Origin of the sequence: Corallococcus sp. AS-1-6 (assembly GCF_020037015.1) — a bacterium.
Lineage (GTDB): Bacteria > Myxococcota > Myxococcia > Myxococcales > Myxococcaceae > Corallococcus.
In genome coordinates this window covers 168276-189756 of record NZ_JAIQDE010000007.1, presented here as the reverse complement: position 1 = coordinate 189756, position 21481 = coordinate 168276, and the positions used below count along the sequence as shown (strand labels likewise).

Genomic DNA, 21481 nt, shown 5'->3' with positions numbered 1-21481 from the left:
GCAAGCGCGCGACCACTTGTGGCCGGTCCGGGCCAGGGGTAAATGCCTTGCCCAACGTGAGCCTCTGGAACAGCAAGCGAGGGACCGCGTCCTCGAGCGCCGGAGCGGTCCACCAGCTCGTGCCGCGGCTGGCCTGGGGCGACGCCGTGGGCAACCAGGTGCGCTACCTGCGCGACCTGCTGCGCGGGTGGGGGTACGCGTCGGAGATCTACGCGGAGCAGTGGGACGAGGCGTGCCGCGACGAGGTGCGCCCCGCCCTGGACTACGCCCGCGACGCGGGCCGGGACACCGCGCTGCTCGTCCACCACAGCTTCGAGTCGAGGCTGGTGCCGCTGGTGGCCAAGGCCAAGGGGCGCAAGGCGCTGCTGTACCACAACGTCACGCCCGAGCGGTTCTTCGAGGGCACGGACCGCCACGTCGCCCGCGGCTGCATGCTGGCGCGCGAGGAGCTGCTCCAGCTCCGCGAGCACGTGACGCACGCCTGGGCCTACTCGCACTTCAGCGTGGAGGAGCTGTCCGCCGCGGGCTACCCGGACGCGAGCGTCCTGCCCTTCGCGGTGGACTGGAACGCGTTCAACGTGGCGCCGGACGCGGCCCTGCGCGAGCAGATGGCGGACGGGTGCGCCAACGTGCTCTTCGTGGGCCGCACCGTGCCCAGCAAGCGGCTGGAGGACGTGCTGCGCGTCTTCACCGCCTACCAGCGCCTGTACCAGCCCCGGAGCCGGCTGCTGGTGGCGGGGACGCTCTACAGCAGCGCGCCCTATGACGCGTCCGTGCTGGCGCTGCGCGAGCAACTGGGCCCGGATCGCGTGGTGTTCCTGGGGCGGGTGGACGCCGCCCAGTTGTCCGCGTGCTTCGCCTCCGCCACCGCGTACCTCTCCATGAGCCGCCACGAGGGCTTCGGCGTGCCGCTGCTGGAGGCCATGTACCGGGGCGTGCCGGTGGTGGCCTACGGCGCCGCGGCGGTGCCGGAGACCATGGGCGGCGCGGGCCTCACCACCCTGTCGGACGACCCCGCGCAGGTGGCGGGGCTGCTGGCGGTGCTGGAGCGCGACCCCGCCCTGCGCTCGCGGGTGGTGGAGGCGCAGCGCCAGCGCCTGGCGTCCCTGGACCAGCAGGCCGTGGCCCAGCGCGTGCGCGAGGCGCTCACGCCCTTCCTCCAGGGAGCCGCGCCCCACGCCCGCCCTCCCGCCGGACCCGCCGCCACCGTCGTGTGCCCGGGCTTCGACGCCGCGCCGGACGCGCCCATGTCCCGGCTGGCGCGCGCGGTGGTGGACCGGCTGCCGGACGCGAGCCTGTGGACGGTGCGCCGGCAGGTGCTGCCCCTCCAGTTGGCTCCGCGCGACGAGCACGAGGGCGTGACGCGGGTGCGGCGCTTCACGCCGGACGAGCCCTCCTTCGGGTTGGAGGGGGTCAGCCCGCCGTCGTCGTCGCTGGAGACGGGCGTGCGGTGCGCCTCCGGGCCGCTGCTGTTCGCGGGCGCCGGGGAGGAGGTCGCCCGGAGGACCGTGTCGCGGCTGCCGCCGGAGGCGTGCGTCGCGGGCGTCTGGGAGGCCCGCCGCGCGCCGGACGCGGGCGTCAAGCAGGTCCTGGGAAAGAAGCTGTGGGAGCTCACCCCGGGGCGCGACCTGGTGTCGCTCGCGGCGGAGCTGGCGAGGGAGCTGGACGTGGGAGGACACCCGCATGCGCGCTGAGGACCTCATCACCCGCGACCCCACGGTGGAGGCGGTGCTGGAGTCCCTGGCGCGGCTGCCCACGCCGGAGCCCGAGAAGGTGGAGGCGCTGCGCCGGCGCCTCGCCGCCACCCAGGCCCCGGCCATCAACGCCGCGTGGCCCCCGTTCCTGGAGGGCGCGCGGCTGAAGCGGGACGCGCGCTACGCGGATCCGCCTTCATCCCACCGGCCCCTGGTGGGGCCCGCGCTGGTGATGGCCAAGCGCGCCTTCCGGCTGGCGTTCCAGCCCTTCATCAACGAGGCGCTCCGGCGGCAGGTGGAGTTCAACGAGGCCATCCTGGACGCGCTCGCGCTCATCCACGAGCACCAGCGCGTCCAGGCGCGCACGCAGTCCCTGTGGCGCCAGGAGGTGGAGCGCCAGTTGGAGCAGTTGCTGTCGCGCCTGCCTCCCACTCCACAGGAGCCCCCGAAGGAGCCGCCGCGCCGCGCGCCCTCGCGGCGCCGGGGCCGCTGACCGGCCTGGGAGCCGGGCGGCCACGTGACGGGGGACGCGCGGAAGCGTCAGGGACACCTTCGGGGGCCTGGACTTCGAGGCCGACAGCCTGGCGGACCGGGCGCGCGCCCTGCGCAGGCTCCCCCGGCCGCTCGTCTCCCTGGCGGGCCAGGGGCTGGGAGCGCTGGCCCGGGGCCTGAGGCTGGAGGACGCGGGTATCTTCATTGCGCGAGTGTTGGAGAACCGGGCGTAGCGGGTTGTTCGCGCGTGCCGGGTAACGGTAGAAGGCCCGGACGACGCAGGAGGGGGCTGAATGGACACCCGACGGGGCCTCATCGTGTTGCTGGCCTTCAACGAAGAGGAGTGCATCGGCTCGACGGTGGCGGAGCTGCGCGAGGCGCTGCCGGAGTTCGACGTGCTCGTGGTGGACGACGGCTCGCGCGACGCCACGGCGCAGCGCGCGCGGGACTGCGGGGCGCGGGTGCTCAGCCATCCCTTCAACCTGGGCGTCGCCGCGGGCGAGGCCAGCGGCCTGCTGTTCGCGTCCCGCAACGGGTACGACCACGTCATCCGCATGGACGGCGACGGCCAGCATGACCCGGCGTCCGTGCCCGCGCTGCGCGAGGCGCTCCAGTCGGGCGTGGAGCTGGTCATCGGCAGCCGCTTCGCGGGCGTCACCAGCTTCCGCTCCACGCGGCTGCGCCGCTTCGGCAACCGGTTCCTGGCGGGCCTGCTGTCCACGCTGAGCCGCCACCGCATCACCGACCCCACCTCCGGCTTCCGGGGCTTCGGTCCGCAGGCGATCCGCTTCTTCGCGCGCGTCCACCCGCATGACTACCCGGAGCCGGAGAGCGTGCTGATGGCGGCGCGCCAGGGCTTCGCCATCGCGGAGGTGCCGGTGCGCATGCGGCCGCGCCTCACCGGCACCAGCTCGCTGACGCCGTGGAAGTCGGCCTTCTACATGGCGAAGGTGTCCTTCGCCCTGCTCATGGAGCGGGTCCGTCCCGTCTGATGCCCATGCTTCGCTCCAGCCTCATCGGCGTGGCCTTCGCGGCCGTCTTCGCCTTCAGCGTCCTGTGGTCGGCCCGGGGCCGGCGCACCAGCGAGCGGCACACCTTCGCGTGGCTGCTGGTGGCGGCGGCCATCGCGGGCCTGTCGCTGTGGCGCCACGGCATCGACGCGCTGGCCGCGGCCATGGGCATCTACTACGCCCCGTCCGCCCTCTTCTTCATCGCCCTGTCGTGCCTCATGTGGCTGGTGTACCGGCTGAGCCTCCAGGTGGCGGATCAGCGCCAGCAGCTCAAGCGGCTGGCCCAGGAGGTCGCCCTGCTCACCTCCGCGGAGGCCGAGCGCGCCGCGCGCGCGCAGCCCCGTCCCGAAGCCGTCCCCCCCGCCGCCGCAGCCCGGCGCGACCCGCACGCCGCCTGAGGGCCCACCGGGCCCCCTCCGTCCTCCATGCTTCCGTCTGCTCCGTCCCCGTCCCCGCTGCGTCCGTTCTTCATCGCGCCCGTCGTGGCCTTCCTCGTCGTGGCCGCGGTGCTGGGCGCGGTGTTGAGCTTCCTCACCCCGCCGTTCCAGGTGGCGGACGAGCCGGCGCACTTCTACCGCGCGTACCAGGTCTCCGAGGGGCAGCTCACGGCCACGCGCATCCCGGTGGGTGACGCGGGCGGGCAGCTCCCGCGCAGCATCGTGCGGGTGGCGCAGGAGGTGTCCGAGGGCGTGGGCGGCAACCCCGCGGCGCGCCAGGACCGGCAGCGCCTGCGCGACGCGATGCACGCGGCGCTGGCGCCCCAGGACACCCAGGAGTGGCGCTTCGCCGCGTCCGCCATCTACTTCCCGCTGGTCTACTTCCCGCAGTCGCTGGGCATGGCGCCCGCGCGGATCCTGGAGGCGCCCCCGGTGGTGGTGCTGTGGGCGGGCCGGCTGGGCAACGTGCTGGTGGCGCTGGTGCTCACCGCGGTGGCGCTGCGCCTGATGCCCTTCCAGCGGTGGGCCTTCGCGCTGCTGGCGCTCACGCCCATGGTGCTCTTCCAGCGCGCGTCCGTGTCCGCGGACCCCATCACGATGTCGGCGTGCCTGCTGCTGGTGGCGCTGTCGCTGCATTTCACCTTCGCGCACCCGGGGCCGCTGGGCGCGAAGCAACTGGGCCTGCTGCTGGCGAGCGCGGTGTTCGTGGCGCTGTGCAAGCAGGCCTACCTGCCGCTGACGCTGGTGTTCCTGCTGCTGCCGCTCACCCGGCTGGGGACGCGCGGCCGCTATGCCCTGGCGCTGGCCGCCATCGTCGCCGTGCCCGCGCTGCTCCAGTTCGCGTGGTCCGCCACGGTGCGGGACATCTTCCGCCCCAGCGAGGTGGTGGCGCAGGTGGCCCACGTGCGCGCGCACCCCTTCCAGGTGCTGGGCGTGCTGGTGAGCGACTTCTGGACGCGGCTGCCGGACTTCCTGCACCAGGGCGGCGGCGTGCTGGGCTGGCTGGACACGCCGATGCCCCGCCCCGCGCTCCTCGGGCTGGCCGCGTTGCTCCTGGGGGTGATGGTGCTGGACGCCGACGGGGCCGCCCCGAAGGTGGGCTGGCGCGAGCGCGCGGTGGCGCTGGGGGTGGCGGTGGCGGGCGTACTGGCCATCCAGGCCATGCTGTACCTGGCGTGGACGGCGCCGGGCGCGAACCACGTGGACGGGGTGCAGGGCCGCTACCTGTTGCCCTACACGCCGCTACTGGTGGTGGCGCTGGCCCCGCCCACCTGGGCACCGCGCGCGCTGACGCGCCTCAAGCCGGTGCTCATCGCCGGCTTCATCCTGCTCACCACGGTGGTGACGCTCACCACCGTGTACCAGCGCTACTACGGTCCGGCGTAGGCGCTCAGGACCGGGGCTTCGTCACTTCCAGGACCCACACCACCTCCAGACACGGCGGATCCAGGAAGGCCAGCTTGACGTCGAAGGGCAGGCCCAACTGGTTGCGGGCCGCGGAGAACAGCTCGGACATCTCGTTGAAGGTCCACACGTGGAAGTGGATGTTCGTGCGGTTCTGGAGGAAGTCCTCCGTCAGGCGGGCCAGCTCCTCGCCCTCCTTCCGGTCGATGAGGCGCAGCCACTCGTCGTAGTGGGCGCGCCGGGAGACCTCCGGCCCCTTCAGGTGGTCCTCCACGACGTGCGCCGCGGAGGTGAGCTCCCGGGGCAGGTCGAAGGTGAAGCGCTTGTCCGGGATGGCCATGAAGAGGATGCCTCCGGGCCGCAGGACCCGGAGGAAGTTCTTCAGCGTGCCGATGGGATCTTCGCAGTGCTCCAGGACGTGGTTGGCGATGACGAAGTCCTGGGAGTCCGGCGCCACCGTGCCCAGCTCCTCGCCGTTGTCCACGATGTCCGGCGTGACGATGCGGTCGGCCACCTCCGGGAAGCGGGCGCGCAGCACGTCGATGGGCGCCACGTCCACATAGCGGACCCGGACCCCGGCGGGCACCTTCGTGGGATTGGACAGGGCTCCAATCTCCAGGCCCTCGCCGCGCAGGTACTGGGCCGCGATGAGCTCCCGGGTGATGGGCGGAAGCGCGGGGGCCGGCGGTGGCGGCGCCTCGACGACCGGCGGTGACGGCTCCACGGGGGCCGGCGGCGACCAGCGAGACCGGAGCGATGCCAACTGGTTCTCCGTGCGCAGCAGCCCCGTCTGGAGCTGTGCGCGCACGGCGGTCTTGATCGCGGGAGGAATCAGGGCCTTGAGCTGGGACAAGGGCATGGAGCGTCTCCGGGGGTTCAACGGTGGGGCACCGCGGCGCTGGCGTCCTGGCGGGGCGTGCTCCGGGCGGGAGGATTCACCAGGCCGGACAGGAGCGAGTGAAGCTCCCGGGCCTGGGTCTCGTAGTCGCGCACCGGAGTGCGCTGGGCGTTCGGGTCGCGCGCGATGCGCTCCGGGTGGGCCACCAGGTCGCGCAGCACGCGGCGGAAGCCGTCGGCGTCCGACATGTCCACGACGTTGCCGTTGACGCCCTCCACGATGTCCTCGCTGACGCCGCCCGACGCCGTGGTGACCACCCACACGTTCCGGGCCATGGCCTCGCGCACGGTCAGCCCGAAGCTCTCCTTGCACTGCGAGGGCATCAGCAGCACGTCCACTCCGTCGAAGAAGGCGTCCATCCCGTCCTGATCATACGGAGGCACCACCTCCACCTGGCCCTTCACCTTCCATTCCTTCGCGTCGATGGAGGCCGACCCCATGCGCAACTGGATGTCGGTCATCTTCAGGATCCAGCCGGACTCCGGCACCGACTCCAGGATGTCCTTGAGCCAGAAGTACCCCTTGTGCCCCGCGCGGCCGCCCAGGTAGGCGAAGCGGACGGGGGCGTTCGCGGGGCGCGGGGCGCGCGCGCGGCCGGGCAGCAGCACGCCGTTCTTGTTCACGACGATGCGCTCCGGCGCGACGCCGTTGGCGATGTAGAGCTGGCGCTGGAACTCGCTGGGCGCCAGCAGCAGGGCCGCGCCGTCCAGCACCTTGCGCAGGGCGAACGTGCGCTTGAAGGTGTAGCGCGAGTCCGGCACGCACTTGGTGCACACGCGCAGGTCGATGCCCTTCTGGCCGCAGTACGTGGAGTCCTCGCGGACCATGAACTGGCGCTCGCACAGCCACCACGCGTCATGCACGGTGATGGTGTACGGGATGCCCTCCGCGGCGCACGCCGTGGCGAGCGCGGAGCTCAGGAGCTGGATGGAGTGGAAGTGCACCACGTCCGGGCGCACGGCCTTGAGCACCTGGGTGAAGGTCTCCCCCATGCGCGGGTTCTGGTACTCCTGGGCGCGGTCGGTGAGGGACGGCACCTGGGTGGCGATGACCGGCAGGCCCAGCGCCTCGTAGCGCACCACCGAATAGGCGGGCAGCGGCGAGTTCATGATGCCGGTGAACACGGTGACGTCGCAGCCCTCCGCCTTCAACTGGTGCGCCAGTTGCTCCGTGACGACGGTGGCCCCGCCGAAGCTCAGGGGCGCGAAGAGGATGTTGGCCTCCAGGACCTTCAGGCGCGGCGGCGGCGCGGGCGGCAGGTGCTGGAGGATGGGCTGCAGCCGCTCCGTGGCCACGACCGCCGGGTGGTAGCGCGACAGCACGCTGCGGTGCGCCTCCTCGCCCATGCGCTTGCGCAGCGACGCGTCCTGCACCAGCGCGGAGAGCGCGGACTCCCACTCCTCACGGGTGGTGGCGATGAAGCCGTTGCGGCCGTGGTCGATGATCTCCCGGAACGGCCCGGAGCCGGAGCACACCGCGGGCACGCGGAAGATGGACGCCTCGATGAACTTGATGTTGCTCTTGGCGTCGTTGAAGACCGTCTGCTCCAGCGGCGCGATGGAGATCTGCCAGGACGCGAGCGCGCGCAGGTAGTCGTCCGCGTCCAGGAACGGAATGCGGAAGACGCGGTCGGAGAAGCGCGAGAAGCCCTCCGGCAGCTCCAGGAAGCCGTGGATGGCCAGGCGCACGTTCGGATGGCGCTCCATCACCGCGAGGATGGCGTCGGCGGCGATGGTGAAGTCCGCGTCGTGCGTGCGCGTTCCGCTGCCGTAGCCGATGGTGACCGTGTCCGGGTCCACCGCGGGCGGGCGCGCCTCCATCTCCCGGGCCAGCTCCAGGATGCCGTCGTCCAGGCAGTTCTCGACGACGTAGACCTTGCCGGAGATGACGCGGGACATCTGCTCCGCGATGGTGGGCGTGCTGGCGATGGCGTGCTCACACAGGCTGAGCGCCTTGCGGTAGAGCTTCGCGCCGTTGAGCAGCAGCTCGCGCTCGTTCGCGGGCAGCCGCTGCACGTTGGTGTTCCGCTGGTACTCCTCCACGTCGAAGATGAGGTCGTCGACGTCGAAGAAGTGCGGGAGGCCCAGGCGCCGGGTCTCCGCCAGCAGCTCCTCCACGCCGGGGAAGGCGGGCACCCGGTAGTAGATGACCAGGCCGTGGAACTGGAGCGCGGCCTTGCACTCCTCGTGGTCGTTCCAGCGCAGGACGGTGACGTCGTACCCGAGCCGGTGGAACATGGCGACCTTCTGATCCACGCGGTAGCGCTTGCACTGGGGCAGCGACAGCTCCGCGATGATCAGGATGCGCCGGCCCAGGCTGGCCTGGGAGACGTGCGTGAGCGGCGCGGTCCACGGCGCCGGGCGCGCGGGCGGCGCGCTCGGGGCCTCGACCAAGGCGGCGGTGGGGGGGACGGGGGCGGCCGGCGTGAGGGCGGCCTTCGCGGCGCGCAGGGCCTGGAGGGCGCCCTTCTTCGCGGGCAGCTTGATCAGCTTCGCGCCCACCTTGTGCAGCGTGCCCTTGCTCTTCTGGTAGAGGTGGCCGCGCTTCGTGCCGGGGGGCAGCACGCGCTCGCGCATGGCCCAGTAGCGGTTGATGGCCTTCCAGGCGAGGCTGCCGTTGATGTGCGCCAACTGCGAGCCCTGGGTCGCCACGTGCGCGTCCAGTTCGTAGATGCGGGCGTTCTTGCGGCCCAGCTCCTCCTGGAGCATCCGCTGGGCCAGGCCCATCCGCGCGAGCCGGCCTTCGAACTCGCGAAGGGTGCTCGCGGTGTCGCGCGCCGCTTCGCGGGCGGCGTCCAGCTCCGCCTGGAGCTGCTGCGCCTGACGCGCGTGGTCCGCGGCCTGCTGTTCCTTCTGGCCGTAGGCGTCGAGCAGGTGCTGCCGGTGCAGCAGGAGCGTCAGGCGCCCGCCGAGCGTGGCGAAGGCCTGCCGCACGTGTTCGCGCTCCGCGTCCCGGGTGCTCGTCAGGGCCAACAGCCCCTCCGGCTGCTCCGGGCCCACCGCGAGCACGCCCAGACCGAAGCCGTGCTCGAACTCGAAGGAGGGATGCTGGCCCCGCAGCTCCTCCCACAGCCGCCAGACGCCGAAGTCGCGCTCGTGCACGTGGGTGTCGTGGAAGAGGACGACGCCGCGCGCGCTCAGCTTGGGGCGCCAGCGCTCGAAGTCCGCCTTCACCTGCGCGTACTCGTGGCAGCCGTCGATGTGGAGCAGGTCGATGGAGCCGTCCTCGAACTGGCCCAGGGCCTGGTCGAAGGTCATCGGGTGCAGTTGGGAGAACCGGCTGTAGAGCGGGTCGTGGTGCGCGCGCAGGTCCGCGAGGACGTCCGGCCCGTAGAAGCCCGCGTGCGGGTCGCCCTGCCAGGTGTCCACCGCGTGGCAGCGCGTCTCCAGCTTCAGCGCGTCCACCGCCTGGCAGAACGCGGAGTAGGACACGCCGGTGTGCGTCCCCAGCTCCACCAGCGTCGCGGGACGCAGCAGGTCCACCAGGAACATCGCGAACGGGACGTGCTCCACCCAGGCGGAGGACTCCAGCAGGCGCAGGGGCTGCGTGAGGCAGAGGGGATGTTCCAGGGGATTGAGCTGTGGATGCATGTTCGTGGCGTCCGGAAGGCAGACCCTCGCGGCAGGCAAGGCACGCCCCCCCTCTCCTTGGCGGATGTCCTCCATGTCATCCCCCCCTGAGAGCGTCAAGGCTGGCAGGCCGCCCGCTCCTCATGGAGGGAAGCGCGCTTGCTGTTCTTTTCTACGGTGTCTGGACGAAGCCGAGCCGCGGATGCCCTGTGGGGTCGGTCCGTCCCGCGCGAACCCACGCTTCACGGAGCCGGTCGGCATCGTGGGAAGCCGCAGGTGCGCCCTCCCGCGCACGGGTGCGCACGAGGCGCGCATGGGGAGCGTAGAGGACACGCAGCCCGGCTTCGCCCGCGCGCAGGCACAGGTCCACGCCCCGGGCCTCGTCGGACGTGAAGGCCGCGTCCCAACCACCGAGTGACTCCAGGACCTCGCGGCGGATCATCGCGCAGGCGCTGGAGACGGCGCGCACGTCCCGGGGCCAATGCGAGCCGCCGAACGCGCCGAGCGTGGGATCGAACTGCCCCGCGAAGGGGCGCAGCACCCGGCCCTCGGCGTCGAAGCGCAGGCCGGCCTCCAGCACCTGTCCTCCGGGAGAGACGATGCGCGCGCCCACCACGCCGACGCCGGGGCGCGAGGCCTGTGACGCGAGCTCCCTCAGCCACCCCGGTCCGGTCGGGAGCGTGCCGGCCTCCAGGACGAGGATGAGCTCGCCCCGGGCCTCGCGCAGCAGCCGGTTCGCCACGGCGCCCGGGGTCAAGGCCGCGTCCACTTCGACGGGGATGACGTTGCTGGTGGAGGCGGCGCCGGGAGACGGAACAGGGACGCGGACCTCCACGTCCAGGTCATCCGTGAAGGCGAGGAGCGCCGCGAGCTCGGAGTCGGTGGGTGATTCCGAGAGCAGCACGGACACCCGCGGGCGGCCCACGAGCGGGTGGCGGATGCGGTACAGCCCTGGCGCGACCGTCTCCGCCGAGCCGCCCTCCCCCATGCGCGCCAGGTGCTCCGCCACGGCCCTGCGGCCCGCTTCGGAGGCCGCGGGCTTCGCGCTGGCGTCCGTGGCCGTGGAGCCGGGCAGCGTCCGCCAGTGGTAGAGCACGCGGGGGATGTGTTCGAAGCGCGGAGTGCGCTCCATCAGGCGCAGGAGCAGGTCATGGTCCTGCGCGCCCTCGAAGCCCGGGCGGATGCCTCCCACCTCGCGCAGCAGCGATGCGCGCACCACGAGGAAGTGGCACACGTAGTTCACCGCGCGCAGCAGCTCCGGGGACAGCGCGGGCTTCAGGTAGGGCGCGAAGCGCAGCCCCCGCGCGTCCACCTTGTCCTCGTCCGAGTAGACGACATCCGCGTCCGGAGTCTCCCCAAGCCGCAGCGCGACCTCGGCCAGCGCGTGCGGCGCGAGCAGGTCGTCATGGTCGAGGAAGCCCACGTACTCGCCGGTGGCCAGTGCCAGCGCCGCGTTGGTCGCGCGGGCGATGCCCTGGTTCGACTCCAGCCGCTCGAAGCGGATCCGCGCGTCGCCGGCCGCGGCCTCACGCAGCACGTCCGCGACCGCCGCCGAGCGCGAGCCGTCGTCCACGATGCACAGCTCCCAGTGCGGATACTCCTGAGCGCGCACGGACGCGACGCACGCGCGGAGGACGTCCACCGGCGTCTCCCAGGCAGGAGTGACGAGGCTGATCCGAGGCCGGTGCGCCAGCCGGGCCAGCGCGGCGGTCGCGTCGCGGACCTCACGGGCTTCCTGCGCCAGGGCCTCGCGCGTGTACGACTCCGGCGCGGGCAACAGCACGACAGGACGGGCCGCGCCCAGGAGGTGCCGCAACAGGCGCACGGTCGCGTGATTGAAGGCGACCTGCCGGCGCCACAGCTCGCGCCACAGGGGAAGACCCACGGCTCGGGCCTCTTGAGACAGCACGTCGCAGCGGGCTTCCAGTGCGTCCAGCGCCTCGGCGGCGCCCTCGGTCCGAAGGGGCCACCCGGCATTGGAGAGCAGGGCCACGACCGCGAGGTTCCAGGCCCGCTGCGCCTCCAGCCCCGGCACGGAGGGAAGCCACCGGCCCACCGCGCCCCCGGGACGCGGATCCGCGAGTCGCGACAGTTCCTCACGGGCTCGCTCCGAAAGCGTGTGGTCCGGCGCCCGGATCAACGCTCTCAGCCGCAGGTCAAAGCGCAGTTGGCGGTCCAGCACCCACCGCTGCAAGGGAGAAAGCCCCCGCGTGCCCCAGCGCTTGGCGGCGGTGATGATCGGGCCCCAGCGCGCGCGGTGCGACCGAGGCACGTCGAAGCCCAGCACCTCGACGAAGACATCGTGCGGCGGACCCGCCCGGCCACCGGCAGCTCCGGACGAAGCAGAGGATGCCTTTGGATTGGTCGGGTCCAACGTCGCGCCCCCGACGCCTGACGTCCCTCGCGGGTTGCGTGGGCCCTCGCTGTCGGCGGTGCCCATCGGCTCAGCGCTCGTTGCCGGACTTGAGCCGGTTCGCCAGGGTCTTGAGCGTGCTGTGAACCCAGGGGATGCCGTGGACTCGCGCGTTCAGCGCGTCCACCATCCTGTGGCGGAACTCCCGGGCCTGGAGCGTCTCGTCGCGGATCCGCGCCACGGCCTCCACCCATGCATCCAGGGGGCGCAGCAACCAGGTACCCGGAGCCATCGCGGCCGCCGGCGGTTCGCGCGGCCCTCGCACCTCGCATGAGGCGATGCCGCCCAGGAACACCGGCGGAAACAACGCCCCCAGCCGCGCGGGCAGCTCCCCGAGCCCCGACTCCGTCGCCACCGCGAAGGGACCGATGCGACCCCGGTCGATCACCATCGCGTGGACGAGCTCCGGATGCTGCACCAGGTGCTCCACCTCCAGCCGCTCACCCAGCGGGAATGGCACCTTCGCGCGCACGTAGGGCGGAGTTCCCTCACTGGACGCCCACTCGGTGCGGAACGCCCGCGCCACCGCCCAGGCCTCGCGGCCCGTCTGGAGCGCGCGCACCAGCTCCACGTAGTGACGCGGATACACCAGGCACCGCGCGTCCACGAATGACAGGTACCGTCCCCGCGCCTCGCGCACGGCCTCCGCGTACAGGGCCCCCGAGGACGCACGCACGACGCGCGCCTGGAACGACCCCAGCCTGCCGTAGCGCTCCAGCGCCGCCTCCGCCGCGGACAGGTCCACGCCCTCGGGCGCCGCGAGCAGCAACTCCAACGGCTGCTGCTCCTGACAGGCCAGCGCGAAGAGCGCCTCGTCGAGCGCCGCGTCCCGCGCCCCCGGATCCACCGTGACGACGACGCTGAGCAGCCCCGCCACCAGCGCGCGCCCGGGCTCGTCCGGCACCGCGACGTAGAGCCCCTCCTCCACCTGCGTGGACGGCGACACCTGGGCCAGCACCGCCCGCAGCGCCTGCGCGGTGTCCTCCGCCAGCGCCGTGCCTCCGGACGCGCACGGCACCACCTCGCGGTGCGCCACGCGGTAGCCCGCCTCGGCCAGCCGCCGCAACATCCGCTGCTCGGAGAGCCCCGCGCGCACCGGCGCCTCGCCCGTCAGCGCGCCCATCAACGCCCGCGCCGAGCCCGCGTTGCGCAGGCCGAACACCAGCTCCGCCCCCGGCGCCTCGCGCCGCAGCGCCTCCAGCCCCTCCTCCAGCACCCGCTCGACCGCGTCGCCCTCCAGCACCACCAGCGACGGCGCGGGCCCCTTGCCCCGCTTCCACTCCGGCCCCGGCAGCGCCCGCACGGAGAGGCCCCGGGCCCGCAGGGCCTCCGCCAGCGCTGGCGACGCGCCCACCAGGCTCACCACCGCGCCCGCGCGCGCACGCGACCGCACCCACTCCATCCACCGCTCGGTCGCGGCGGACGGGGAGGCCTCCTCGGATAGAGCGTTCACCAGCGCCTCCGGGCGAACTCCAGGTGGTGCCTGAAGTCCGCGATGCCCGCGAGCTTCCGACCGGGCTTGAGGACGTCCGGCGTCGGGAACGGCTCGCCGCCCAGCCGCGCGTACTCCCGCAGGCGGGCGTTCATGAACGCCGCGTCCCCGTACTTCGCCCCGAGCAGGGCCGCGCTGCGGCGGACCATCCGCTCGCGCACCGGGCTCTCCTCGCGGGTGACGGTGTAGTGGTGCACCAGCGCGGCGGGCGCCACCCGGATGGACAGCCCGGAGGCCCTCGCGCGCCACGACAGGTCCACGTCCTCGCAGTACATGAAGAAGCGCTCGTCGAAGCCCCCCACCCGCGCGTGCAGCCGCTTCGTCACCAGCAGCACGCAGCCGCTGCACCAGGGCGTCTCGCCCGTCGCCGGGTGGTACGGCTTGGGGTGCTCGTCCGGGAACAGCCGCGCCTCCACCAGCCCCGTGTCCGCGCGCTGATCCGCCTCGCGGGCCAGCTCCCGCACGCAGTCCGGATGCAGCAGCCCGTCCGGGTTCACGCAGACGTAGTACCGCGCCCCTCCCGAGCCGAAGGCCTCCGCCATCAGCCGGTTGTGCGCGGCCCCGAAGCCCAGGTTGCCGCCCGCGTGCCGGTAGTCCGCGTCCGCGTCCAGCCGCTCCACCCGCGCGCGCAGCGTGTCGTCCGGCGAGTTGTCCAGCCAGACGACCCGGAACGCGGGCGCACCCGGGACCTCGCGGTTCCACCGGAGCGACTCCCACAGTCGCTCCAGCTCCCGCTCCGGGTTCCGGTAAAGCACGATGCCCAGCCAGATGCCCGGCCCCCCCCCGTTCGCCGAAGCAGGGCCGCTCACGAGCCGACGTCTCGCACCGGCGCCACGCGAGCCGCGGCGCCCTCGACAATCCACCGGTGTGGAGGCCGCGTCACCCCGCCATCCCGCACGCCGGAGCGCACCTCGAAGGCGCACGCCGCCTCGCGCTTCTCCCGCACCTGCCCCGCCCGGTCGCGCACCACCACCGTGAACGCGTAGCGCCCCGCGGTGAGGCCCAGCCGGTCCACCACGAAGCGCACCGTCCCGCTGCCTGCCGCCGCCGCGCAGAAGGGCACCTCCTCCGCGAACGTGTCCGTGGCGTGCACCAGCACCCCGTCCGCCCGGAGGAGCTCCAGCCCCAGGCCCAGCTCCGGCGCGGGCGCATTCGCGGTGTACGCGACGCTCAGCTCCAGGCCGTCCTCGGTGTCCACGCACTCCACCGCCCCGCCGTCCCGGCCCTTCAGCGTCACCGCCTCCAGGGTGAGCGGAGACGGTTCGGCCTGGGGCGCCGCCAGCGAGGGCAGCGCGCCGCCGTCCGACGCCAGCGCGGGCGCCTCCATGGACATGCCGCGCTCCTCCGCCAGCTCCACCGCGCGGCGGTAGCTGCGGATGACGTCCGCGGGCGGGCCGAACTCGCGGATGCGCCCGGCGTCGATCCACGCGCCCAGGTCGCACCAGCGCTCCAGCGTCCCCAGGTCGTGGGTGACGATGACGATGGTCTTCCCGGCCCGCTTGAACTCCGTCATCTTCGCCAGGCTCTTCTTGCCGAAGTGCTCGTCACCGACGGCGAGGATCTCGTCGATGATGAGGATGTCCGGGTCCACGTGCGTGGCCACGGAGAACGCCAGGCGCATGTACATGCCGCTGGAGTAGGTGCGCACCGGCTCGTCGATGAAGTCGCCCAGCTCGCTGAAGGCGATGATCTCCTCCATGCGCGCCTTCACCTCCGCGCGCGACATCCCCAGGATGATGCCGTTGATGAGGATGTTCTCCCGGCCGGAGAAGTCCGGGTGGAAGCCCGCGCCCAGGTCCAACAGCGCGCTGATGCGCCCGTTGATGTCGATGGTGCCCGTGGTCGGCGTGTAGATGCCGGAGATGAGCTTGAGCAGCGTGCTCTTGCCGGAGCCGTTGCGCCCGATGATGCCCACCGTCTTGCCGCGGGGCACCACCAGGTCGATGCCCCGGAGCGCTTCGATCATGGACTTGCCGTCCGTGTCGCGCTGGCCTCGCAGGAAGCGGATGAGCTCCGACTTGATGGTGGTGTACTCGCGCCGGATGGTGCTCTTCCGGAAGCGCTTCACCACGTTGCGGAGCACGATGGCGTCCGGAGACGCGATGGCGCTGGTCATATGAACTCCGCGAAGTCCTCGCGGCGGCGCTCGAAGATGCCCGCCGCGATCCACAGCAGCGCCAGGGAGATGCCCATCCACATCAGGAGCGGGCCGGGCTGCGGCAGTTGATGTTCGTAGAAGATGGCCTGGTAGGACGTCACCATCACCGCCATGGGGTTGAGCAGCACCACGGGCGCCCGCACCGCCTCCGGCAGCGAGTCCACCCGGTAGAACACCGGCGTGACGAAGAACCACATCGTCAGCAGGTTGGCGATGATCTGCTGCAGGTCCCGGAACGTCACGTTGAGCGCGGACACGATGTAGACCAGCGCCACCGTCATGCAGAGCTGGGTGAGCAGCACCACCGGGAACGCCACCACGTGCCAACTGGGCACGTAGCCCAGCAAGAGCCCCAGCGCCACCATCAGCGGCAGGGACAGCACGTAGTTGCACAGGTTGGTCACCACCACCGTGGCCGGGAGCACCTGCGCGGGGAAGCGCACCTTGGTGAGCAGGTCGCGCCGGTCGCTGATGGCGCTGGCCCCCGTCCCCAGGGACGTGGAGAACCAGATCCACGGCAGCAGCCCCACGAAGACGAAGAACGTGTACCCGGGGATCTTCTGCCGCATGTAGACGGTGAAGAGCAGCGAGTAGACGCCCATCTGCAGCATCGGGTTGAGGAACGTCCAGAAGAAGCCGAGCACCGAGTTCCGGTACCGGGCCTTCAGTTCCCGCTGGGTCAGGCTGAGCAGGAGGCCCCGGTACTGGTAGAGCTCACGGAGGTTGCGAAGCATGCGGCGCCATCCATACCTCATGCCCCCGGAAGGTGTCAGGCATGGGACTCCAGCCATCCACGCGAAAGCCCGTCTGGCCGGCAGGCCTCGCGCGCCTTCAGGAGGCCGGCTGGGAAAAGAAAAAGGCCCCCTGGTTTCCCAGAGGGCCTTCGATTGGAGCGGGAAAAGGGATTTGAACCCTCGACCCTCGCCTTGGCAAGGCGATGCTCTACCGCTGAGCTATTCCCGCATCAGGTACTGCGGTGCTGCGTGCTTCGTTTGGAGCGGGAAAAGGGATTTGAACCCTCGACCCTCGCCTTGGCAAGGCGATGCTCTACCGCTGAGCTATTCCCGCATCAGGTACCGCGTGCTGCCCGGTCAGTGCCGCCCCGGAAGTGGGGCGGGATATACAGAGGCCTCCCAGGCACGTCAAACACTTTTCGCATCCGGATCCGCCCCGCCTCGCCGGGCGAGCATGCCGAGGAACGCCCGGAAGTAGACGACCGCGCTCCACACGGAGAACGCGCCGGACAGGTACACCAGCACCTTGCCCACCTGGTTGTAGTCCACGGTGACGACGCGGAAGCCCATGTCCAGCGGGTGCACGTAGTGGACGCACAGGGAGATGATCCCCACCAGTTGGAGGGACGTCTTCCACTTCCCCTCCTGCCCCGCGGCGATGACCATGCCCTCGCTGGCGGCGATGGTGCGCAGGCCGGTGACGATGAACTCGCGGGCCAGCAGCACGATGACGACCCAGGCCGCGATGCGGCCCAGGCGCACCATCATCACCAGGGCGGCCATGGCGATGAGCTTGTCCGCCAGCGGATCCATGAACTTGCCCACCACGGTGATGAGGTTCCAGCGGCGGGCCAGGTAGCCGTCGATGACGTCGGTGATGGCGGCCACGGCGAACACCAGCGCGGCCAGCAGCGAGTGCAGGGGGTCCGCGTCGTAGGTGAGCCAGACGAACACCGGGATGAGGAGGATGCGCCCCAGCGTCAGCATGTTGGGCAGGTTCCAGAACTCCTGCACCAGGATGCTGGGACGGCGGGACGCGCGGCGGCGGGCCCGCTCCTCGCGCTTGCGCTGCTTCCTGAGGGCTCGCTCGGTGGCCATGGGCGCGCGTTCTACCGGACCCCGAGTGCGATGAGGGCAAATCCTTCACCGCCCAGCTCCACCGCCGCCTTCAGTGTCTCCCCGCCAGCGGTCGTCACGAGCGGCACCACGCGGGGCGTGAGGTTGCCCACCCAGCCCACCAGGTGCGTGAGGGGCACCGTCACCGGCTGGTCCATGGCCACCGGCACCGAGCGCAGCGGGCCCGTCAGGCTGAGCAGCACCCGCCCCTGCCCACGCAGGTGGACCAGGTCCAGGTCCTGGGCCAGGTCCGACGGCACGCGGCCGTTCTCGAAGACGACGGGCTCCTCGAAGGCGAAGACGCACGCGTCGCGCAGGTAGACGGACTCGTCGTCCAGGGAGACGGCCACCCACTGGCGCCCGGACACGGGCTCCAGGTGCAGCGTCCCCTGCCCCCGGGCGCGCACCATGGCCTGGTCGCCCTCGCCAAAGGGCTTGTCCGTGGCCCGGCCCCGGAAGCGCTTCATCTCCGGCTCGAAGGTGACCTGGCCGCGCACGGCGATCAGCCCCTCCAGGCGCGTGAGCAGCTCGCCCTCCACCGAGAGCGCCATGGCGGACGCGCCCTGGGTGAAGGGCTGGCCCGGCGCCGCGCCCGGCAGCGCCACCGAGGGCACCCACGCGGTGAGCACGGGCGGGTTCACGCCCGTGCCGGCGTCAGGCGCGGAAGGCGGCGCGGAGGGCCGGGGCTCCGGAATCGGCGCGGAGGGCCGGGGCGTGGGGGGCGGCTCGCTCGTGGCCAGCGCGGCGAAGGTCTCCGCGAAGGCGTCTCCGGGGCCCGACTCCAGGTCGGACGCGAGCACGGGCGGCTCCTCGGAGACTTCAATCTCCTCCGACACCGGCGTGGGGGGCAGCTCGTCGGCGACCTCGACGTCGGCCCCGGAGGTGTCCGCGTCCGTGGTGGCGGCGAGCTCCGCGTCCGAATCCTCGAAGGTGCTCGCGCCAGCGGCGAGGCTGGGGTCCTCGTCCTCCTGGACCTGCGTCGCGGCGGGCAAGGTGAACGCGTGGTCATCCGTGGGGGCCGGCGGGCCTTCGTCCTCCGCGAAGAGCAGGTCGTCCTCCGGTGCCTTCGCGGCGGCCTGGGGCGGCGCGGCGGCGCGAGGAGCGCGGGGCGTCTCATCCAGACCGAACTGGGCCCCCCAGTCGCTCTCACCGGAAGCCGGCGTGGGCGCGGGCGGCGCGACGACGACGGCGGTCTCGTCCTCCTCCTCGCGCGGGCGGGCCGGCGAGGGGGCCGCGGGCGGACGGCTGTAGACCTCGCCCGCGATGGCGCGCGACATCTTCTCCGCCATGGCGTCGCTGCCGGACAGGAGGAAGTGCTCGCGCGCGCGGCCGTACTCGCCCATCTGGGCGAAGGTCAGGCCCAGGTAGTTGTGGGCCTTCTTGTGGTCAGGCGCCAGGTCGGTGGCGGTCTCGAACTCGCGCGCCGCGCGCTGGAGCGCGTTCGTCTTCAGGTAGACGAGCCCCAGGTTGACCCGCAGCGTGGGGTCCACCGGGTTGTCCCGCACGAGCATCTCGTACAGGTCGGCGGCGCGGTCGAAGAGGCCCAGCTTGAAATACGTCAGGCCCAGGAGGTTCTGGGCCTTCTCGTGGCGCGGCTGGAGCTGGTGCGCACGCTCCAGGAAGTCCTTCGCTTCGGTGACCTTGCCGGCGCCCAGCAGCTCGCTCCCGCGTTGGAGCTGCTGCAGGAACTCCTCGTCAGCGGGGCCCGGCGGCTTCGTCCCCTTCGTGCGCGTCGTCATTCTCGGGTGTGGGCTCACGGCTGCTGGCCTCGGCCTGGGCGAGCCGCTCGCGCTCCTTGTAGTGTTGGTAGAGCTGGAGGACCTTGCGCACGTATTCCTGCGTCTCGGCGTACGGCGGCACCTGGCCTCCGTACTTCTTCACCGCGTCCGGGCCCGCGTTGTACGCGGCGACCATCTTCACCATGTCGCCGTCGAACATGTTGGCCAGCACGCGCAGGTAGCGCACGCCGCCCTCGATGTTGTCCTTCGAGTCGAAGATGTCCTTCACGTACATCTCCGACGCGGTGCCCGGCATGAGCTGCATCAGCCCGCTGGCGCCCTTGTGGCTGAGCGCGTTCGGGTTGAAGTTGCTCTCCGTGTGCATGATGGCGCGCACCAGCGCGGGCGGGATGCGGTAGCGCAGCGCCGCGTTGGTGATGTGCGGATCCAGCTCCGCGGGCGTCCGCGAGCGGCCCCGCACGGGCGCGGACTTGGCCGGCGCGGGCGTGAAGGTCCCGGACAGCTTGCGGGCCTTGCGCGCGCCTCCAGGCGGCACGTTCGTGTAGACGATGGTGCCGTCCTTCTCCACGTAGCTGTAGATGCCGTCCGCGGCGGCGGCCGGGAGGGCACAGGTCAGCAGGACGACGAGGGCGGGCAGGACACGCATGGCGGCGGGCGAAACCTTAGACAACGCCCGGAAAGTCCTCAAGAAAACGCCTTGTTTCCAGCACTTACCGCCATTAAGCCTGTTGGCCATGCCCCATCGGTTTGATTTCCTGGTCATGGGCGGCGGCGTGGCCGGACTGTCGTTCGCCCTGCAGGCGGCCCGGCACGGCACGGTCGCCGTGCTCACCAAGCGCGAGCGCGGTGAAGGCAACACCGCCTACGCCCAGGGGGGCATCGCCGGTGTGCTGTCCCCCACGGACACCTTCGACGCGCACATCGACGACACGCTCGTCGCGGGCGCGGGCCTGTGCCACCGCGACGCGGTGGAGGTGACGGTGCGGGAGGGCCCCGCGCGCCTCAAGGAGCTGGTGGCGCTGGGCGCGGCGTTCGATCAGCGCGGCGGCGAGTTCGACCTCACGCGCGAGGGTGGCCACTCCGCCCGCCGGATCATCCACGCGGGCGACATCACCGGCCGCGAGGTGCAGCGCGCGCTGCTGGCCGCGTGCGACGAGCAGCCCCACATCACCTTCTTCCAGAACACGGCCGCCATCGACCTCATCCTGGACCGGCGTCCGCACATGCCGGCCGGCAGCCGGTGCCTGGGCGCGTACGCGCTGATGGAGGACGGCTCCATCGAGCGCTTCCTCTCCAAGGTGACGGTGCTGGCCACGGGCGGCGCGGGCAAGGTGTACCTCTACACGTCCAACCCGGACGTCGCGACGGGCGACGGCGTGGCCATGGCGTACCGCGCGGGCGCGCGCGTGGCGAACATGGAGTTCTACCAGTTCCACCCCACGTGCCTCTTCCACCCGGAGGCCAAGAGCTTCCTCATCAGCGAGGCGCTGCGCGGCGAGGGCGGCAAGCTGCGGCTCAAGGGCGGCCAGACGTTCATGGACCGCTACCACCCCATGAAGGACCTGGCCCCGCGCGACGTGGTGGCGCGCGCCATCGACGCGGAGCTCAAGCGCACGGGCAACGACTGCGTCTACCTGGACATGACGCACCTGGGCCGCGCGTACCTCACCGAGCGCTTCCCCAACATCTACGCCACCTGCAAGGCCTTCAACATCGACATGGCCGTGCAGCCCATCCCCGTGGTGCCCGCGGCCCACTACCAGTGCGGCGGCGTGGTGACGGACCTGCACGGGCGCACCAACATCCCGGGCCTCTACGCCATTGGAGAGGTGTCCTGCACGGGCCTGCACGGCGCCAACCGGCTCGCGTCCAACTCGCTGCTGGAGGGCCTCGTCTTCGGCCACCGCGCGGTGCAGGTGGCGTCCGAGGAGCTGGCGTCGCTGACGCTGCCGAAGGAGGACCCGCCGGCCTGGGACTCCGGCAGCGCGGTGGACTCCGACGAGAGCGTGGTCGTCACCCACAACTGGGATGAGATCCGCCGGCTGATGTGGAACTACGTGGGCATCGTCCGCACGGACAAGCGGCTGATGCGCGCCAGGCGCCGGCTGGAGCTGCTGCGCGAGGAGATCCGCGACTACTACTGGCGCTTCAAGGTCACCCGCGACGTCATCGAGCTGCGCAACATCGCGGAGGTGGCGCACCTCATCGTGGACTGCGCCAGCCGCCGCAAGGAGAGCCGGGGCCTGCACTACACCCTGGACTACCCCCACACGGACGAGCACCAGGGCACGCGCGACACCGTCCTCTCCCGGGAGCTGTGAGCAC

Annotated in this window: 16 protein-coding genes and 2 tRNA genes; 6 read left to right on the top strand and 12 right to left on the bottom strand. The window is 71.9% G+C overall.

The window, feature by feature from the left end; translation table 11 throughout:
• Positions 1-56 precede the first annotated feature (56 nt).
• The 5 genes from K8612_RS12365 (at position 57) to K8612_RS12345 (ending at position 5019) form a co-directional block, all read left to right on the top strand.
• Positions 57-1694, top strand: coding sequence for a glycosyltransferase (locus K8612_RS12365; RefSeq protein ID WP_223741534.1), 1638 nt, complete (start codon positions 57-59; stop codon positions 1692-1694).
• Entirely contained in the window at positions 1684-2187 is a 504-nt protein-coding gene (locus K8612_RS12360) for a hypothetical protein (protein WP_223762395.1), read from the top strand. Before K8612_RS12365 ends, K8612_RS12360 begins: the two co-directional genes overlap by 11 nt.
• 292 nt (positions 2188-2479) lie before the next feature.
• On the top strand, positions 2480-3178 hold the full coding sequence (locus tag K8612_RS12355) for a glycosyltransferase family 2 protein (protein ID WP_223741437.1): 699 nt from the start codon (positions 2480-2482) through the stop codon (positions 3176-3178).
• A 5-nt stretch (positions 3179-3183) separates the two neighbouring features.
• Positions 3184-3594 (top strand): DUF2304 domain-containing protein, encoded by a 411-nt coding sequence (locus K8612_RS12350; RefSeq protein ID WP_223762394.1) that lies wholly within the window; start codon positions 3184-3186, stop codon positions 3592-3594.
• 27 nt (positions 3595-3621) lie between these two features.
• On the top strand, positions 3622-5019 hold the full coding sequence (locus tag K8612_RS12345) for a DUF2142 domain-containing protein (RefSeq protein WP_223762393.1): 1398 nt from the start codon (positions 3622-3624) through the stop codon (positions 5017-5019).
• A gap of 4 nt (positions 5020-5023) precedes the next feature.
• On the opposite strand, the gene K8612_RS12340 is transcribed toward K8612_RS12345, so the two are convergent.
• The 12 genes from K8612_RS12340 to K8612_RS12285 all read right to left on the bottom strand — a co-directional run bounded on the left by K8612_RS12340 (position 5024) and on the right by K8612_RS12285 (position 19802).
• Positions 5024-5896 (bottom strand): class I SAM-dependent methyltransferase, encoded by an 873-nt coding sequence (locus tag K8612_RS12340; protein WP_223762392.1) that lies wholly within the window; start codon positions 5894-5896, stop codon positions 5024-5026.
• Between the two features lie 17 nt (positions 5897-5913).
• On the bottom strand, positions 5914-9525 hold the full coding sequence (locus K8612_RS12335; RefSeq protein ID WP_223762391.1) for a class I SAM-dependent methyltransferase: 3612 nt from the start codon (positions 9523-9525) through the stop codon (positions 5914-5916).
• Positions 9526-9676: 151 nt separating this feature from the next.
• Positions 9677-11776: a glycosyltransferase gene (locus K8612_RS12330; protein WP_223762390.1), complete on the bottom strand. Its 2100-nt coding sequence runs from the start codon at positions 11774-11776 to the stop codon at positions 9677-9679.
• Positions 11777-11948: 172 nt separating this feature from the next.
• Entirely contained in the window at positions 11949-13370 is a 1422-nt protein-coding gene (locus tag K8612_RS12325; protein ID WP_223762389.1) for a glycosyltransferase family A protein, read from the bottom strand.
• Positions 13367-14164 (bottom strand): glycosyltransferase family 2 protein, encoded by a 798-nt coding sequence (locus K8612_RS12320; protein WP_223762388.1) that lies wholly within the window; start codon positions 14162-14164, stop codon positions 13367-13369. Before K8612_RS12320 ends, K8612_RS12325 begins: the two co-directional genes overlap by 4 nt.
• A 50-nt stretch (positions 14165-14214) precedes the next feature.
• Positions 14215-15525 carry an ABC transporter ATP-binding protein gene (locus K8612_RS12315; RefSeq protein ID WP_223741429.1) on the bottom strand — a complete coding sequence of 437 codons (1311 nt, stop codon included), beginning with the start codon at positions 15523-15525 and terminating at the stop codon, positions 14215-14217.
• Positions 15522-16301, bottom strand: coding sequence for an ABC transporter permease (locus tag K8612_RS12310; protein WP_223741428.1), 780 nt, complete (start codon positions 16299-16301; stop codon positions 15522-15524). Before K8612_RS12310 ends, K8612_RS12315 begins: the two co-directional genes overlap by 4 nt.
• A 154-nt stretch (positions 16302-16455) precedes the next feature.
• Positions 16456-16530 (bottom strand) — tRNA-Gly (locus K8612_RS12305).
• A 30-nt stretch (positions 16531-16560) separates the two neighbouring features.
• Positions 16561-16635: transfer RNA gene (locus tag K8612_RS12300), tRNA-Gly, on the bottom strand.
• 74 nt (positions 16636-16709) lie between these two features.
• Positions 16710-17399 carry a CDP-diacylglycerol--glycerol-3-phosphate 3-phosphatidyltransferase gene (pgsA, locus tag K8612_RS12295; protein WP_223741427.1) on the bottom strand — a complete coding sequence of 230 codons (690 nt, stop codon included), beginning with the start codon at positions 17397-17399 and terminating at the stop codon, positions 16710-16712.
• 11 nt (positions 17400-17410) lie between these two features.
• A complete protein-coding gene (locus K8612_RS12290) occupies positions 17411-19156 on the bottom strand; it encodes a tetratricopeptide repeat protein (protein ID WP_223762387.1) in 1746 nt (581 codons plus the stop codon).
• Complete coding sequence (locus K8612_RS12285) at positions 19113-19802, bottom strand: lytic transglycosylase domain-containing protein (RefSeq protein ID WP_223741425.1); 690 nt, start codon at positions 19800-19802, stop codon at positions 19113-19115. Before K8612_RS12285 ends, K8612_RS12290 begins: the two co-directional genes overlap by 44 nt.
• An 88-nt stretch (positions 19803-19890) precedes the next feature.
• Between K8612_RS12285 and nadB the strand changes: the two genes are divergently transcribed.
• Positions 19891-21477, top strand: coding sequence for an L-aspartate oxidase (nadB, locus tag K8612_RS12280; protein WP_223741424.1), 1587 nt, complete (start codon positions 19891-19893; stop codon positions 21475-21477).
• Positions 21478-21481 lie beyond the last annotated feature (4 nt).